The following is a 16,302-nucleotide window of genomic DNA, read 5'->3' on the forward strand; positions in this document are numbered from 1 at the left end:
CTGCTTTTGCGGTTCTGTGCGGTAACAATGTGAGCAAGGTTGTAATTATTTTGTGAACGTATTGCTAAATAAAATCACATGAACTAAAACCAATACATCCAAGTGGTCAGACCTCCTACAAGCAAGGGAGTTTCCTTTATGTTGATTTTGAGTATTGTTGCAACGGTTGTTCTCCTCGGTGTGCTTTTCTATCACCAGGTCAATTTACTGCTCAGTAGCGCAATTTTGCTGGTGTGGACGGCAGCGCTTGGTTTCGCCGGTATCTGGTCAATCTGGATGCTCGTCCCGCTGGCGATAATTCTGGTGCCGTTAATCATTACCCCAGTGCGTAAATCTTTAATATCTGCTCCGGTTTTCCGTAGCTTCCGAAAAGTCATGCCGCCAATGTCTCGTACTGAAAAAGAGGCAATCGATGCCGGTACGACCTGGTGGGAAGGCGACCTGTTCCGTGGTAAACCAGACTGGGAAAAACTGCATAACTATCCGCAGCCTAAACTGACTGAAGAAGAACAAGCCTTTATTGACGGACCGGTTGAAGAAGCCTGTCGCCTGGCGAATGACTTCCAAATCACACACGAAATGGCAGATTTACCGCCTGAGCTGTGGGCTTATTTAAAAGAACATCGCTTCTTTGCGATGATCATTAAGAAAGAGTACGGCGGCCTGGAGTTTTCCGCTTACGCTCAGTCTCGCGTACTGCAAAAACTGTCTGGCGTTTCCGGCATTCTGGCGATTACCGTTGGCGTGCCTAACTCATTAGGCCCAGGCGAATTGCTGCAACATTACGGTACCGAAGAACAGAAAGATCATTACCTGCCACGTCTGGCTCGCGGGCAAGAGATCCCTTGCTTTGCCTTAACCAGCCCGGAAGCGGGTTCTGATGCGGGTGCGATTCCTGATACCGGCGTGGTTTGCATGGGCGAATGGCAAGGCCAGCAAGTTCTTGGTATGCGTCTGACCTGGAACAAGCGCTACATTACCCTGGCACCGATTGCCACCGTGCTGGGGCTGGCGTTCAAACTGTCGGATCCAGATCATTTGCTCGGTGAAGAAGAAGATTTAGGCATTACCTGTGCGTTAATTCCAACTCACACGCCTGGTGTGGAAATCGGTAAACGTCACTTCCCGCTTAACGTGCCATTCCAGAACGGCCCAACTCGCGGTAAAGATATTTTCGTCCCGATTGATTACATCATCGGTGGTCCGAAAATGGCCGGTCAGGGCTGGCGAATGCTGGTGGAATGTCTGTCCGTTGGCCGTGGTATCACACTGCCATCCAACTCTACCGGTGGGTTGAAATCTGTGGCGATGGCAACGGGCGCTTACGCTCATATCCGCCGCCAGTTCAGAATCTCTATCGGTAAAATGGAAGGGATTGAAGAGCCTCTGGCACGTATCGCGGGTAACGCCTATGTGATGGATGCTGCCGCGTCTCTGGTTACCTACGGCATTATGCTTGGTGAGAAACCTGCGGTTCTGTCTGCCATCGTTAAGTATCACTGTACCCATCGTGGTCAGCGCGCCATTCTGGATGCCATGGATATTGTCGGCGGCAAAGGCATTATGCTGGGCAATTCTAACTTTGTGGCACGTGCTTATCAGGGCGCACCTATCGCGATTACCGTTGAAGGCGCGAATATCCTGACCCGCAGCATGATTATCTTCGGCCAGGGTGCGATTCGTTGCCATCCTTATGTTCTTGAAGAAATGACTGCCGCGCAGAACAATGATGTCAACGCATTCGATAAGCTGCTGTTCAAGCATATCGGCCACGTTGGCAGCAATAAAATGCGTAGCTTGTGGCTGGGCCTGACTAACGGTTTGACCAGCGCCACTCCGACCAAAGATTCGACCAAACGCTACTACCAGTACATGAACCGCCTGAGCGCCAACCTGGCATTGCTGTCTGATGTTTCGATGGCGGTACTGGGCGGCAGCCTGAAGCGTCGTGAGCGTATCTCGGCTCGTCTGGGTGATGTACTGAGCCAGTTGTATCTGGCATCTTCAGTGCTCAAACGCTACGACGACGAAGGCCGTAACGAAGCGGATCTGCCACTGGTGCACTGGGGTGTTCAGGATGCGCTATATCAGGCTGAACAAGCGATGGACGATCTGCTGCGTAACTTCCCGAATGCGTTTGTGGCTGGCATGTTGCGTGTGGTTATCTTCCCACTTGGCCGCCGTTACGATGCACCATCGGACAAGCTGGATCATAAACTTGCGAAGATCATGCAGGTTCCATCAGCAACACGTTCACGCATTGGTCGCGGTCAGTATCTGACGCCAGGCGAGTTCAACCCAGCGGGTCTTCTGGAAGAAGCATTGATGGACGTGATGGCCGCAGAGCCAATCCATCTGCGCATCTGCAAAGAGACCGGTCGCAATCTGTCGTTCACTCGCCTTGATGAGCAAGCTAAACAGTGGCTGGCTGAAGGGAAGATCAACGCGGAAGAAGCGGCGATCCTCACCAAAGCAGAAGTCAGCCGCCTGCGCAGTATCAACGTCGATGAGTTCGAGCCGGAGGAGCTGGCAACCATGCCGGTAAAGTTGCCGGAAAAGCATCGCAAAATTGAAGCTGCATAACTGACAGCGCCTTATAAAACCCGCTTCGGCGGGTTTTTTTATTGCCCAACCAAAGCCTCCTCACTCATGCTACAGTGAATGAAACACTGCTTATCATGAGGCTTCCGATTGTGTCTGGTTTGAAAATCACCGTTCTGCAACAACCGCTGGTCTGGATGGATGGCGCGGCAAACTTACGCCAGTTCGATGTGCTGCTAGATAGCATTCATGGCCGTGACCTGATTATCCTGCCAGAAATGTTCACCACCGGTTTCGCGATGGAAGCCGCTATTCAATCGCTTGCTGAAGAGGAAGTGATTGACTGGATGCAGTTCAAAGCCCAGCAAACTCAGGCGATGATCGGCGGGAGTGCCGCACTGCAAACCGATCGCGGCCCGGTAAACCGTTTTCTGCTGGTTCAACCGGACGGCAAAGTTCATTTCTACGATAAACGTCATTTATTCCGCATGGCGGATGAACATCATCATTATCAGGCGGGTGAAGAACGCGTGGTGGTGGAATGGCGCGGCTGGCGTATTTTGCCGCAGGTGTGTTACGACCTGCGCTTCCCGGTGTTTTCGCGCAATCGTAATGATTATGACCTGGCCTTGTATGTGGCGAACTGGCCAGCACCGCGCTCGCTGCACTGGCAAAGTTTGCTGGTCGCCCGCGCGATTGAAAACCAGGCGTACGTTGCCGGCTGCAACCGCGTCGGCACCGATGGCAACGGGCATCATTACCGCGGTGACAGTAAGATCATCAATCCACAGGGTGAAATTCTGGCGAATGGCGAAGCCCATCAGGCGATGCGCCTCGATGCCGATTTATCGCTGATTGCCTTGCAGGAATATCGCGAGAAGTTTCCGGCCTGGCAGGATGCCGATCCGTTTACACTCTAGCTGCCGCGATAGGTCGACCACGACCACGGGGAAATCAAAAACGGCAGGTGATAATGCCCGCCGTTTTGCGGTATCACGAAATCAATTTGCGCGGTGGGATACAGGGTTTCTCTGTGTGTTGCTGCAAAATAAAGCCCGATTTCTGCCGTTAGCCGATATCGCCCCGCCGCCAATGGTGCCGGGGCGAAATCTTTTAGCCGCCCATCGGTATCCGTAACACCCTGCCCCACCATCTCCCAGGTATCGCCAAGCTGTTGCTCAAGGTGAATAGCCACATCTGCCGCCGGTTTCCCAAGCGCAGTATCAAGAACATGCGTACTTAACTGGCTCATGATGCAAACACTCCTTCCAGGCGTAACAACGTGATTTGGCGTAATTGCTCCAGCGCTTCAAGCTCTTCTTCTGCGTGCGAATTATTCAGGCGACGCTTAAGTTCCCCGAGGATATCTTCCCCGCTGCGACCTTTGGCTCGTATCAAAAACACGCGTCCAAATTGCGCTTCGTATTGCGCATTACCTTGCGCCAGGGCGAGCGCTAATGTGCTGTTTTGCATATCAACCGCAGATTGTTCACCTTGCGAGAGCGCCGCTTCCTTGCCGATACCTTGCGCTTTTTCACCAATTCGTGGATGTGCGCTCAGCGCCTGACTCAGCTCATTTCGCCCCCAATCGAGTGTCAGCTGCGAGGCATAATGCTGCAACACATCGACGGTAGAATAAGGCCGAGCGGCAACCAGGTTTTCAGCCCAGGCGGGTATCGCCACGCACGGTGCCACCAGGTTTAACGCCTCACTTTCCGTTGCATGGTTAAACTCTGCCAGGGGGTTCATTGCAGCCAACATGACCACCGTTTGTGTATACGCCTGCACCGCCTGCATCACATCAGCTTCAGCGACAGATTCTGCCGGATGATGGCTAATCCCGCGATCGCAACGCACAAACATCATGCCCGCCGGCCAGAGTTGTGCAATGGCGATAGCATCATGCCCCGCGCCACTGGGCAGAGATAAACTACGCCCCTGCACCGAAGTGATGGCTGAGGTTAACTGGCGCTGTAAACCCGCGTCGCATGGCGTGGCGGGAATCGAATAATAGATTTCGGAGTAGAACGTCACACCTCGTTGAGCGGCGATTTGCTGCGCTTCGCTTAACAAGTTTTCCAGCAAGGCTTCCAGATCTGCATCTCCCGGGCTACGGATATCCAGCGTGAGCAGGACTTCACCAGGGATAACATTGGCAGCACCTGGCAGACATTGCAGCGTGCCAACGGTTGCAACAATATCCGGGCCATAAGCACGCGTGGCGCTTTCAATCCAGGTCATCCAGCAAGCCGCTGCTGCCAGCGCATCTTTACGAATAGTCATCGGCACCGTGCCTGCATGCCCTGCTTCGCCAACAAAGCGGCATTTCAGACGGCGAGCACCGTTGATGGCGGTCACCACGCCGAGCGCCAGATTTTCGCGCTCCAGCACTGGCCCTTGTTCAATATGCAATTCCAGATACGCACTGAAATCTTCCGTGCTGCGTGCCGCACTCTGAATACGCGAAGGATCAAAACCGGCATTCACCAGCGCCTGAGCGACGCTGATCCCCGCGGCATCTTCACACGCCAGCCAGCTTTCCGGCCACGTACCGGTAAGCCCACGGCTGCCCAGCAATGTAATGCCAAAACGGGTACCTTCTTCATCCCCAAAGCCAACGATTTCAATTGCCTGCTCTAATTGAAGATGGTGTTCATGGAGAAAGGCGACGACTTCCAGCGCGGCTAATACACCTAACATCCCGTCGTAACGCCCGGCATTGCGTACCGTATCAAGATGTGACCCCAGCAAAATTGCCTGAGCGCCTTCCCTTGCCCCTTCGTAACGCCCACAAATGTTGCCGACTGCATCCTGCCAGGTCGTCATTCCGACTTGCTCCATCCAGCCGGCCACCAGATGGTTGGCGCGCAGATGTTCGTGAGAGAGATAGACACGCGTCAGTTGGTCAGCCGATTCGCTAATTTGCGCCAGTTCATCTGCCCGCAACATGACTCGCCTTGCGGCGCGGCTAGCCTCATCCGCATTCATCACATGTTTTACCATCAGCGACTTTCCTGCGCGTAGACATCCCACGCGGCCTGCATCGCAGCCCCTTGCGTCGTTTTAAAACCAAGGCGATTCAATACGGCTTCAAGTGCGGTGAGAGTTTGCAGCACGCAATCTTTACGGGCGTTGTAACCCATGGTACCGATGCGCCAGATTTTGCCTTGCAGCGGGCCAAATGAAGTGCCGATTTCGATATGGAAATCATTCAGCAGCATTTTGCGCACCTCTTCACCGTGAACCTCAGACGGGATCACGACGCCCAGCACGTTATTCATTTTGTGTTGCAGATCGCCGAAGGTTTCCAGCCCCATTCCCTGGATCCCCGCCACCAACGCACGTCCGTGCAGTTCGTGACGCGCGATCCCCACATCCAGCCCTTCTTCGAGAATAATGCGCGCGCATTCACGAGCGGCGAATAACATGCTGGTCGCTTCGGTGTGATGATTAAGACGCTCCGGTCCCCAGTAATCCATTACCATGCCGAGATCGAAATAATTCGAATAGATCATCTCGTCATCACCATCCTGGTGCGCAACTGTGCGGATCCCTTCCTCCACACATTTACGGCGGCGAATCACCTCTTCCATCTTATCGCTCAGGGTAATTGGTGAACTGCCTGATGGACCACCGAGACATTTTTGCAAACCCGCAGAAACCGCATCCAGGCCCCAGCGGTCGGTTTCCAGCGCGTTGCCACCAAACGAAGCGGTTGCATCGGTATAAAACAGCACACCGTGACGGTGACAGATGTCGCCGAGTTCAGCCAGTGGCTGGAGCATGGTGGTGGATGTGTCGCCCTGAACGGTTAGCAGCAAACGAGGTTTAACGGTTTTGATGGCATCTTCGATTTGGTCAGGGGTAAACACTTCGCCCCAGGGAACTTCAATGGTGTGAACTTCTGCCCGGCAACGGCGTGCAATTTCACACAACAGATGACCAAAACGGCCAAACACCGGCACCAGCACTTTATCGCCAGGGCGAATGGCCGATAACAAAATCGCTTCAATACCTGAACGAGAAGTGCCATCCACCAGCATCGTCCAGCGGTTTTGGGTGCGGAAAACCTCGCGATACAACACCATCACTTCATTCATATATCCGGTCATTACCGGGTCATACTGCCCAATCAACTGACTCGCCATGGCACGCAGTACGCGTGGATCAGCGTTAATTGGCCCCGGCCCCATCAACAGACGATGAGGCGGATTAATTTGTGAGAAGTGCTGAATATCGAACATGGCCTTTCCTTTTATTTGTCATGAAACAAAAGATTCTTAATAAAAATATTCTGCAACTAATGTGCCACCAATTTTTGCGAAAGACAAAGAAGAAAAAGTCTTCAAAGCAGACTGCTGACAAAGATTAATGAATGGGTTATGTAGGTCGGATAAGCGCTAGGGTCATCCGACATAATTGGCGAAAATGGTGGATGACGCTGCGCTTATCCGACCTACAAACTGACTCTTCATCTCTGAACCAGAATGGTTCCCACGACATGTGCAAACGCACTATCACAGTGCACTAACGTTGCTCCAGCTCATCAAGCTCGGAATACAATTCCGCAATGTGATGAATGCGTTGGCGACCAGTGGTTAATGCTTCATGCAGGACCGCATTGGAAAGCAAATTCACCAGACTCATCGCGCTGCTATAACTGTCAAACGCAGAGACGCTATCGAGCGGAGCCGTAAAGTGCCAGCGGCACCAGGGTGTGAGGCCAGAACCTTGCGCTTCGCTCATTACCAGAAGCGGCACCTCGCGTTTATGCAGATTGGCCAGTAAGGGTTTGATAATGCGTGGACGCCTGCGAAACGCGATCGCGATAACACAATCGTGTTGGTTAATATCCACCACATCTTCAGCCAGCGTCTGCCCGGGTTGAGGTAGCAAATACACATCACTACGAATTTGCAGCAACTGTTGGCGCAAGTGCATGGCGACGGGCCAGGAATTTCTTAACCCAATGATAAAAATACGTTTTGCGGTTGTGAGCGTAGTGACCACATCGGAAAACTGTTGGGTTTCAAGCTGGCTAATCCATTGCGTCAGGTTGGCCATTTCCTGTTTGTAATGCCGCGCCAGCAATGTGTTACCTTGCACCGCATCGCGATTTTCCGTGAGCGGCATTCCGCTCTGGCGCAAGGTGCGCAACTCTTCACGCATATCTTTGTAACGCTCATAGCCAAGGCGTTTGAATAAACGGCTGACAGTGGCTTTCGATACGCCAGAAAGACGGGCAAGTTCTGCACTGTTATAGCTGATGAGGTCATCAAAATGATCCACAATAAATGCAGCAACCCTTTGTTCTTGTGGTGAAAGCTGTTCGTACGTCGCTCTCAATCGCTCATCTAATTGTTTCATTACGGCCTCTGTAACTTTTGTTTCATTGGAGCCTGGCACAGTGAAACTCATCGCGTCAACCTGGAACATCTTTTGCTTAGTGATAACTCCAGCTTCCGTTCTGAGAGATAAATACGATGATGCAAAGCAATATGGCACCTTCCGGTATGGCGGTCACACCGCACCATTTGGCGAGTGAAACCGCGCTATCCGTGCTGCGCCATGGTGGTGATGCCATCGAGGCGATGGTCGCTGCTGCTGCCACCATCGCCGTGGTTTATCCTCACATGAATGGGATTGGTGGCGATGGTTTCTGGCTGATTGTGCCACCTGAAGGCGAACCGATTGCGATTGATGCCAGCGGAGCTGCGGGTTCTCTTGCGTCACTCGACTTTTACACCGGCGAAAAAACGATCCCGCATCGTGGTCCCAGAGCAGCGTTGACGGTGCCTGGCACGCTCAGCGGCTGGGATGAAGCGCTAAAAATTGCAGCGCAACTCGGAGGCGGGCAATTACCGCTCTCGCGTTTATTGGCCGATGCCATTCGCTACGCGGCAGATGGCATTCCGGTGACTCAATCTCAAGCGCTGGCGACGCACAGCAAATACAGCGAACTGGTTAACATTGCAGGTTTCGCCGGGACATTTTTGCACCGGGGTGAAATCCCCCGGGCTGGCAGTCGTTTTACCCAACCCCGTCTCGCTGAAACCCTGACACGCCTGACCGTAGAAGGGCTGGATAGCTTTTATCGCGGGCCGTTAGCGGCACTCATCGCCGAAGAACTGGCTGATTTAGGGATGCCAGTGACACGACAGGATCTTGCCGCCCAGCGTGCCAAACGCAGGATCCCCCTGAAACTGAGCCACCAGCACGGGGAGATTTTCAACATGACTCCCCCGACTCAGGGCCTGGTTTCACTGGCGATTTTGGGGATCACCGAGCATTTAGATATGGCACAAGCCGACGAAACCCAAACCGTTCATCGTATCGTCGAAGCCACCAAAAAAGCGTTTGCGCTGCGCGACAAATACATTACCGACCCGCGTCATATCACTACCTCGATACAAAGTTTGTTAGACCCTGAACCGCTCGCCGCCCTTGCCGCAGAAATTGACGACAACAAAGCTGCTGACTGGGGAACCGGAAAAGGCCCGGGCGACACGGTCTGGATGGGCGTAATCGACAGCAGCGGACTGGCCGTTTCCTTTATTCAAAGCATTTATCACGAGTTTGGCAGCGGCGTTGTGCTGCCAAAAAGCGGCATTCTGTGGCAGAACCGCGGAGCGGCTTTCAGCCTCCAGCCTGACAGCTTGCTGAGTCTTGCTCCCGGAAAACAACCGTTCCACACGCTCAACCCAGCCGCCGCACGACTGGCTGACGGGCGCACGATGGTTTACGGCTCGATGGGCGGCGACGGGCAACCGCAAACTCAGGCCGCCATTTTTACACGCCACGTCATTCAGGGGATGGCATTACAAGAAGCCGTCACCGCACCACGCTGGTTGCTTGGCAGAACATGGGGGCAAGCCTCCGACAGCCTGAAATTAGAAGCCAGATTTAGCCCGGAAACGTTCAAAGCACTGCGTGAATTAGGCCATGACGTTGAATCCCTGCCAGATTTTAGCGAAGCCGTGGGCCATGCGGGTGCCATCGTTCGCCATACCAACGGCATGCTTGAAGGCGCTTATGACCCACGCAGCAATGGCAGTGCCGCTGGATTTTAAGGAATATAAATTGACCTCTACCGATATCGACTGGCCGGCTTATATCCAGTTAATGGAGCAACTGCTTAACGTTCCACTTGATGATGCTCGTCGTAAAGAGCTGGAGGTACAGCTGACACGCATGGCTGCATTGGCTGAACCGTTAATGGAATTTCCATTACCACAACGTCAGGAAGTCGCCGGGATATATAAATTATGAGCACGCTTTCCATTCGCGATATCCAGCAAGGATTAGCCCTGGGCACGTTTTCAGCTCGCGAACTGGCTCAGCTTACGCTTGCGAAAATAGAACAGAAAAACCCTGAGATTAATGCTTTCACCGAAGTGACTTCACAGCGTTTGCTACACGAAGCCGAAGCCATCGACCAGTTGCGTTCACTGGGGGAACCGTTGCCTGCGCTGGCGGGGGTTCCTTATGCGGTAAAAAATCTATTTGATATTCAGGGTGTGACAACACTGGCTGGCGCGGAGCTGTTTAGTTCGCAACCTTCAGCGAGTTCTGATGCCTTTGCTATCAAACAGTTGAGTGCCGCCGGCGCCCTGCTTTCAGGCGCACTCAATATGGATGCCTACGCTTACGGCTTTACCACCGAAAACACTTTTTACGGTGCGACCCGCAATCCTCATGATCCCAGCCGTATTGCGGGGGGATCATCTGGCGGTTCTGCGGCAGCCGTCGCCGCCGGACTGGTGAACTTTTCCCTCGGCACCGATACCAACGGATCCATTCGCGTTCCGGCGTCGTTGTGTGGCGTCCTGGGTTTGAAACCCACCTTTGGGCGCCTCTCACGTAGCGGCAGCCAGCCGTTCGTCGCCAGCCTTGATCATATTGGCCCGTTTGCCCGAAGCGTTGATGACCTGGCGCGTGTTTATGATGCGTTGCAGGGAACCGATGCGTCCGACCATTTCCAGTCAGCATGCTGCGTTGAAACGGTCTCCGATAAACTGGGACGGGATGGAAGTTTGCGATGCGCTGTTTTGGGCGGTTTTTTTGCTAGCTGGTGTGACGCTGATGCAAAAGCCGCGGTAGCTCAGGTCGCTCACGCTCTTGAAGCCGTTGAGTCTATTACATTACCTGAAGCCGAATTAGCTCGCTCGGCCGCCTTTTTGCTCTCTGCCGCCGAAGGGGGAAATCATTACTTACCCGCGTTACGCGAACACGCTGAGCGTTTTGAGCTGAACTCCCGTGAACGCCTTTTGGCAGGTGCAATGACACCATCAGCCTGGTACACACAAGCGCAACGGTTTCGGGCATGGTTCCGGGATAAAACCCTGCCGCTTTTCGATCATTATGATCTGCTGATAGCACCCGCCACGCCATGCAGTGCCACATTAATCGGCCAACAAACAATGCAAATCAACGGGACGGATCTTCCCGTTAAAGCCAGTATGGGAATGCTGACACAACCCATTTCTTTTCTTGGCTTGCCGGTTGTCACTGTGCCATTGATGACCGCAAAGGGCCGTCCTATCGGTGTGCAACTTATCGCGGCACCCTGGCGTGAAGATATCTGTCTGAGAGCCGCCCATCGGGTTGAAATACAGGGTATGCTACCAGGGAAAACCACCAGGTAAGGTAAATACTATGACGCGAGACAATATTGATCGCCCGGCAATCGTCAATGAAGTGAGTGACGCTTTTTACCGCTACGAACAGGCGTTGATCACCAACGATATTGCAGTGTTAGATGAGTTATTTTGGTCCGATCCCCGCACCGTTCGCTACGGCGCCAGTGAAAATCTGTACGGAATCGATGAGATCAGAGCGTTCAGGAATGCCCGCTCTTCTCAAGGCTTAGACCGGATTTTACAAAATACGACTATCACCACCTACGGTGATGATATGGCGGTTGCCTGCACCGAATTTACTCGCGAAGGCAGCGATAAAATCGGTCGCCAGATGCAAACATGGGTCAAGTTCCCTTATGGCTGGCGAATCGTTGCCGCCCATGTCAGCGTGATGAGCTAAATTGTGCGGCGGGTTTACACCACGTCACCCGCCACGCTCATCATCCTTTGAAGGGATGTGTGGTTATCCAGTGTTCAGCAATATCCTGACGACGACAAACCCACACATCATCATGCTGTTGCACATAATCCAGGAAGCGCTGTAACGCTCTGAATCGCCCCGGGCGTCCCAACAAGCGGCAATGCATGCCAATCGACATCATTTTAGGTGCCGTTTCCCCCTCTTCATACAACACATCAAAGCTGTCTTTCAGATAGGTATAAAACTGCTCTGCGGTATTAAAACCTTGCGCGGTGGCAAAGCGCATATCGTTGGCATCTAGTGTGTACGGCACAACAAGATGCGGCTTGATGGATCCGTCACTACAGGTGACTTCACTCCAGAATGGCAGATCGTCACCATAATAATCGCTGTCATACAGGAAGCTGCCGTTCTCCGCCACCAGCCGACGCGTATTTGGGCTGTCACGGCCGGTATACCAGCCAAGCGGTTTGCTGCCGAACAAATCCTCCAGAATCTCGATTGCCTGATGCATATGCTGGCGTTCTGTTGCTTCATCCAGATTTTGATAATGGATCCAACGCCAGCCGTGGCTGACAACGTCATAATCCGCCGCTTTTATCGCGGCAACGATTTCAGGATTACGCGCCAGTGCCATCGCGACCCCAAAGATGCTCATGGTCAGGCCGCGTTTTTGAAACTCATTGTGGATGCGCCAAAAGCCTGCACGCGAACCATATTCATAGAGTGAGTCCATCGACATATGGCGGTCAGGGAAACTCGCGGCGCCAATGATATCGGAGAGAAATTGTTCGGAACCGGCATCGCCATGCAGCACGTGGTTCTCACCGCCTTCTTCGAAATTGAGGACAAACTGCACCGCAACTCGGGCATTATTCGGCCACTGCGCGTGTGGCGGCTTACCCGCGTAACCTTTCATGTCGCGCGGGTAGTTCTCGGTAAAGTGATAGTTTTTAGTTTTAGGTGCTTCAGTCATGGTTCGGTCCTTAATGAGCCGAGCCAGAAAATCAACTCAGCATGTCAAAACAGCCAGATAACGGCTTTTTATTCGGATACGCGAGATCACCGTGTTTACTGGTTCCAAGCCCCAGTGCGATCAGGGATTCCACCATTTTCACCGCAGCCGTAACGCCATCGATAACCGGAATGCCTAATTCAGAAGTGAGTTCTCGGGCAAGATTAGCCATCCCACCGCAACCGAGCACAATGGCTCCGCTGTTATCTTCTTTCATAGCTTGTATACAACGCTCGCGTACCTTCATCTGAGCAAGACCCGTGCCATCTTCCAAAGCGAGCACCGGGAGATCAATTGCATGCAGCGCCGCACAGTGGTGCTCAAAACCGTATTGTTGCAATAAATGACGCGCAATAATTAGCGTTCGGGGCAAAGTAGTCACAATTGAGAAGCGGGTCGCAATCATAGTTGCAGCGTGCATCGCCGCTTCTGCGATCCCGATAACCGGCCCGTTCGCCAGCTCACGCGCAGCCAGCAACCCCGGGTCACCAAAACAGGCAATGACATGGCCGCTCACACCCTGCTCCTTGCCGCGCTTGATTTGCTCAAGCACCCCAATGGCCGCAATCGCTTCATCAAAATGCCCTTCAATAGACTCCACACCTTGCGTTGGGCAAACGGCAATAATGTCGCTGGAAGGTGCAGCAACACTCCGTGCCGCCTGTGCGATGGTATGCGTCATCGCCACGTTTGTATTTGGGTTGATCACCTGGATCAAATGTTTCGCCATGTTGAGTCCTCTTTATTTTTTGCCATCGGTTTAGCACCAGATACGGGCAACGAAATGTTTAAATGCACCATGATAAAGCGCAATAAATAACCACACGACCTTATTAATGCACCAAAAAACCCGAATAATCCATTCGTTCCACAAAACATGAAACCTGGCCTGGTTAATGCAACGAAAGTTGCAGACATTCCGTCAGCATCTGTTTTTAAAGGAGCAGATTTCATGCCAAACAATGAAAATACGTCATCAGCTTTGACCGAGAGCAGCAATGCCGGGTACAGCCCGCGCCTGTGTAATGATGATCTGGCGCCGACGCGCAACCAGACATGGTCCTGGTACAATATTTTTTCTTTCTGGATGTCCGACGTGCACAGCATGGGTGGCTATGTGGTGGCGGCCAGTTTCTTCACGTTAGGTCTGGCGAGTTGGCAAGTTTTGCTTTGCCTGTTGGTCGGAATTTGCATCGTGCAGCTGTGTGCAAACCTGGTCGCTAAACCAAGTCAGATGGCGGGTGTGCCTTATGCCGTCATTTGCCGCCAGGCGTTTGGCGTATTTGGGGCCAATATTCCGGCAGTGATTCGCGGACTCATCGCGTTCGCCTGGTACGGTATCCAGACTTATCTGGCGGCCAACGCCCTGATGCTCGTTATGCTGAAGTTCTGGCCGTCGCTCGCGCCAATGACTTCCGGGCACTTTCTCGGTCTTTCGCATCTCGGCTGGGTCTGCTTTGGCATCATGTGGGTACTACAAGCGATGGTGTTCTGGCACGGCATGAATGCGATTAAACGCTTTATTGATATCGCTGGACCTGCGGTTTATGTGGTGATGATGGCTCTGGCTGGCTGGATTTTGTATCAAACAGGATTTGACGGAATTTCGTTTACTCTTGCCAGCAAACAACTCACTTCGGGCGAACAAGCCTGGCAAATGCTGACCGCAACGGCACTGGTAGTTTCATACTTCTCCGGCCCGTTACTGAACTTCGGTGACTTCTCGCGCTACGGTAAAAGCATGAAAGAAATCCGCCGTGGCAACCGCTGGGGGCTTCCGTTCAACTTCCTGCTGTTCTCGATTGTGACCGTGGTTATCGTTTCCGGCACGCAGTCTCTGTTTGGAAAAATGATCACAGACCCAATCGAAACCGTCAGCCATGTTGGCAACAGCCTCGCGATGGCAATTGGTTTGCTGACCATGATTACGGCCACTATCGGCATTAATATCGTCGCGAACTTCGTATCACCTGCTTTCGATTTCTCGAACTGCTCGCCGCAGAAGATTAGCTTCCGCACTGGCGGGATGATTGCGGCCGTGGGTTCTGTGTTGCTGACACCGTGGAACCTGTTCCAGTCACCTGAACTCATTCACTACACGCTGGATGTGCTGGGATCGTTTATTGGACCGTTGTTCGGTATTTTGCTGACTGATTTCTACATCATCAAACGCAGCAAAATTTATGTCGACGATCTGTTTGATGACACTTCGAAGGGGCGGTACTGGTACAAAGGGGGCTTCAATCCTAAAGCGATTCTTGCTCTGGTGCCGTCCGTCGCAGTTTGTCTAACAATCAGCTTTATTCCTTCACTTCATGAAGTAGCAAACTTTAGCTGGTTTATCGGCGCATTCATGAGCGCGGGCTGCTACCGCTGGCTGGCTCGTGCCGAGAAACTGAATGAAGTTGCTGACTTTAATGGACAGGTTGTGGCTTCAAAAGAGTAATCATGCGAACAATAAAAGCCTGAGTCGTTGCAGACTCAGGCTCTTTCAAATTAATTAGTACGAAATCCGACACGTTATCAAAGAGCCATTTCCCCTTAGGTACCTTATTATTTTCAGTTAGCCAGAACCATTGCAAGCTGCTGATAAGGTGCATGATTAGAATGGAAACTAAAAAGATCATTGTTGGAATCACGTCTGCTATTTTTTGCCTGTCGTTAACTGGATGTGGCCAACAAGGAAAATTCATTGATGCTCAAAAATCGACATATAAACCACGGCCAGTGGTATCACCTCAATTAACTGAGCAAGAACTTTTTGGTTGGGATCCTTCTGCGGAAATCACGGAAGAGGATATCCAGGATGCCATTGCCCAAGCCGAAGAGGAAATAAGTATCCCACGCAATGCAGCAATTATTTTGGTGCAGTCAGGAGAGAAAACCCCTGATACTGACATGCAAAAAGAACTGGAAAAACATTACAAAGTCGCGACATTCTCAGGAATTCCTCCTTTCAAAAAAATCACTGCCAACAAAGAACCCTTGACGGTTGCCAATAGTTATATATTGACGCTGCGTTATTACGGAGCAAGAGGCAGACAAAGCACAGTGATTGTTTACTGGCCAACACTACAGATGGGGATATTTGATAAACAAGCTAACTCTGTTGTCTGGCAGGATTACCAACCACCAGGTAAAAACATTCTAATAAGCTCGCTGCGCTACGTAACGCGCTATGCCGTTATTGATGTGAAAACGGGTAATTGGGAAATGTTTTCACCAACGAGCATCGAAACAGCGATTCCCGCCGCTACTGCCAACACAACCAAAGCGAAAGATCTTGAGGATGGGGTCAAAAAATCCAAACAGCAAACTTATCAGATAAATGCTCAGGAAATATATTCACGGTTTAGTCTGGGGAAAGGTAGGGGTTGATGGGGATAGGCCAGTGAAGGCTGGCCGATCGGGAGGTACAAAGTTGCTGACCTGTTACAAACAATGCCAGCATTTATATTCTTTCATTATTTATTACCTCCCTGATCAGGGTTTTATTTTCCTGCGTCCATATCACAACTCATATGATCCCAGCCCTTGTAGTCTTTCACTTCGGGGACCTGATCGGGGAGATCCTGCCATTCACTCCTGAATTGGTTAGTTGACTGTTGAAGTCCTTTTTTAGTCATATATACCATTCCCCAGGCCCAACCGGGCGCACGAGGTTTAAGTATATGAGCGTTGCCGTC

14 protein-coding genes and 2 pseudogenes are annotated in these 16,302 nt (G+C 52.1%); 8 read left to right on the forward strand and 8 right to left on the reverse strand.

The window, feature by feature from the left end; all coding sequences use genetic code 11:
* Window positions 1-138 precede the first annotated feature (138 nt).
* Complete coding sequence (fadE, locus tag WBL83_RS18745; RefSeq protein WP_424590547.1) at window positions 139-2,583, forward strand: acyl-CoA dehydrogenase FadE; 2,445 nt, start codon at window positions 139-141, stop codon at window positions 2,581-2,583.
* Between the two features lie 110 nt (window positions 2,584-2,693).
* Window positions 2,694-3,461: an amidohydrolase gene (locus WBL83_RS18750; RefSeq protein WP_424590548.1), complete on the forward strand. Its 768-nt coding sequence runs from the start codon at window positions 2,694-2,696 to the stop codon at window positions 3,459-3,461.
* Here the strand turns inward: WBL83_RS18750 and uraH are convergent.
* From uraH to WBL83_RS18775, 5 genes and pseudogenes are all read right to left on the reverse strand, one after another.
* A complete protein-coding gene (uraH, locus tag WBL83_RS18755) occupies window positions 3,458-3,793 on the reverse strand; it encodes a hydroxyisourate hydrolase (RefSeq protein WP_424590549.1) in 336 nt (111 codons plus the stop codon). The genes WBL83_RS18750 and uraH overlap by 4 nt on opposite strands.
* On the reverse strand, window positions 3,790-4,302 hold the full coding sequence (uraD, locus tag WBL83_RS18760; protein ID WP_424590561.1) for a 2-oxo-4-hydroxy-4-carboxy-5-ureidoimidazoline decarboxylase: 513 nt from the start codon (window positions 4,300-4,302) through the stop codon (window positions 3,790-3,792). The genes uraH and uraD overlap by 4 nt, the downstream gene beginning before the upstream one ends.
* A pseudogene (hpxK, locus tag WBL83_RS18765) lies at window positions 4,294-5,544 on the reverse strand (allantoate amidohydrolase); the annotation flags it as partial. The pseudogene hpxK and the gene uraD, both read right to left, overlap by 9 nt.
* Entirely contained in the window at window positions 5,544-6,785 is a 1,242-nt protein-coding gene (locus WBL83_RS18770) for a pyridoxal-phosphate-dependent aminotransferase family protein (protein WP_424590550.1), read from the reverse strand. The pseudogene hpxK and the gene WBL83_RS18770, both read right to left, overlap by 1 nt.
* A gap of 283 nt (window positions 6,786-7,068) precedes the next feature.
* Entirely contained in the window at window positions 7,069-7,908 is an 840-nt protein-coding gene (locus WBL83_RS18775) for a MurR/RpiR family transcriptional regulator (protein ID WP_424590551.1), read from the reverse strand.
* Between the two features lie 116 nt (window positions 7,909-8,024).
* Here WBL83_RS18775 and WBL83_RS18780 point away from each other — a divergent pair, with 116 nt between their 5' ends.
* The 4 genes from WBL83_RS18780 to hpxZ are packed head-to-tail and all read left to right on the forward strand — an operon-like array spanning window position 8,025 to window position 11,580.
* A complete protein-coding gene (locus WBL83_RS18780) occupies window positions 8,025-9,611 on the forward strand; it encodes a gamma-glutamyltransferase family protein (protein WP_424590552.1) in 1,587 nt (528 codons plus the stop codon).
* A gap of 10 nt (window positions 9,612-9,621) precedes the next feature.
* Entirely contained in the window at window positions 9,622-9,810 is a 189-nt protein-coding gene (gene hpxX / locus WBL83_RS18785; RefSeq protein WP_424590553.1) for an oxalurate catabolism protein HpxX, read from the forward strand.
* Window positions 9,807-11,186: an AtzE family amidohydrolase gene (locus WBL83_RS18790; RefSeq protein ID WP_424590554.1), complete on the forward strand. Its 1,380-nt coding sequence runs from the start codon at window positions 9,807-9,809 to the stop codon at window positions 11,184-11,186. Before hpxX ends, WBL83_RS18790 begins: the two co-directional genes overlap by 4 nt.
* 10 nt (window positions 11,187-11,196) lie before the next feature.
* Complete coding sequence (gene hpxZ / locus WBL83_RS18795; protein ID WP_424590555.1) at window positions 11,197-11,580, forward strand: oxalurate catabolism protein HpxZ; 384 nt, start codon at window positions 11,197-11,199, stop codon at window positions 11,578-11,580.
* Window positions 11,581-11,620: 40 nt separating this feature from the next.
* On the opposite strand, the gene puuE is transcribed toward hpxZ, so the two are convergent.
* Together puuE and hpxA are read right to left on the reverse strand one after the other, a co-directional pair.
* Complete coding sequence (gene puuE, locus WBL83_RS18800; protein WP_424590556.1) at window positions 11,621-12,577, reverse strand: allantoinase PuuE; 957 nt, start codon at window positions 12,575-12,577, stop codon at window positions 11,621-11,623.
* Between the two features lie 31 nt (window positions 12,578-12,608).
* The gene (hpxA, locus tag WBL83_RS18805; protein WP_424590557.1) at window positions 12,609-13,346 is read right to left on the reverse strand and encodes an allantoin racemase; all 738 of its coding nucleotides are present in this window, start codon (window positions 13,344-13,346) and stop codon (window positions 12,609-12,611) included.
* A gap of 222 nt (window positions 13,347-13,568) precedes the next feature.
* Between hpxA and WBL83_RS18810 the strand changes: the two genes are divergently transcribed.
* Both WBL83_RS18810 and WBL83_RS18815 read left to right on the forward strand, forming a co-directional pair.
* Window positions 13,569-15,062 carry an NCS1 family nucleobase:cation symporter-1 gene (locus tag WBL83_RS18810; RefSeq protein WP_424590558.1) on the forward strand — a complete coding sequence of 498 codons (1,494 nt, stop codon included), beginning with the start codon at window positions 13,569-13,571 and terminating at the stop codon, window positions 15,060-15,062.
* Between the two features lie 161 nt (window positions 15,063-15,223).
* Window positions 15,224-15,994, forward strand: a complete 771-nt coding sequence (locus tag WBL83_RS18815) for a hypothetical protein (RefSeq protein ID WP_424590559.1) — start codon at window positions 15,224-15,226, stop codon at window positions 15,992-15,994.
* Between the two features lie 113 nt (window positions 15,995-16,107).
* Here WBL83_RS18815 and WBL83_RS18820 read toward each other — a convergent pair.
* Window positions 16,108-16,302: pseudogene (locus WBL83_RS18820) on the reverse strand (T6SS immunity protein Tli3 family protein); the annotation flags it as partial.

Source organism: Buttiauxella sp., assembly GCF_049686335.1.
GTDB lineage: Bacteria > Pseudomonadota > Gammaproteobacteria > Enterobacterales > Enterobacteriaceae > Buttiauxella.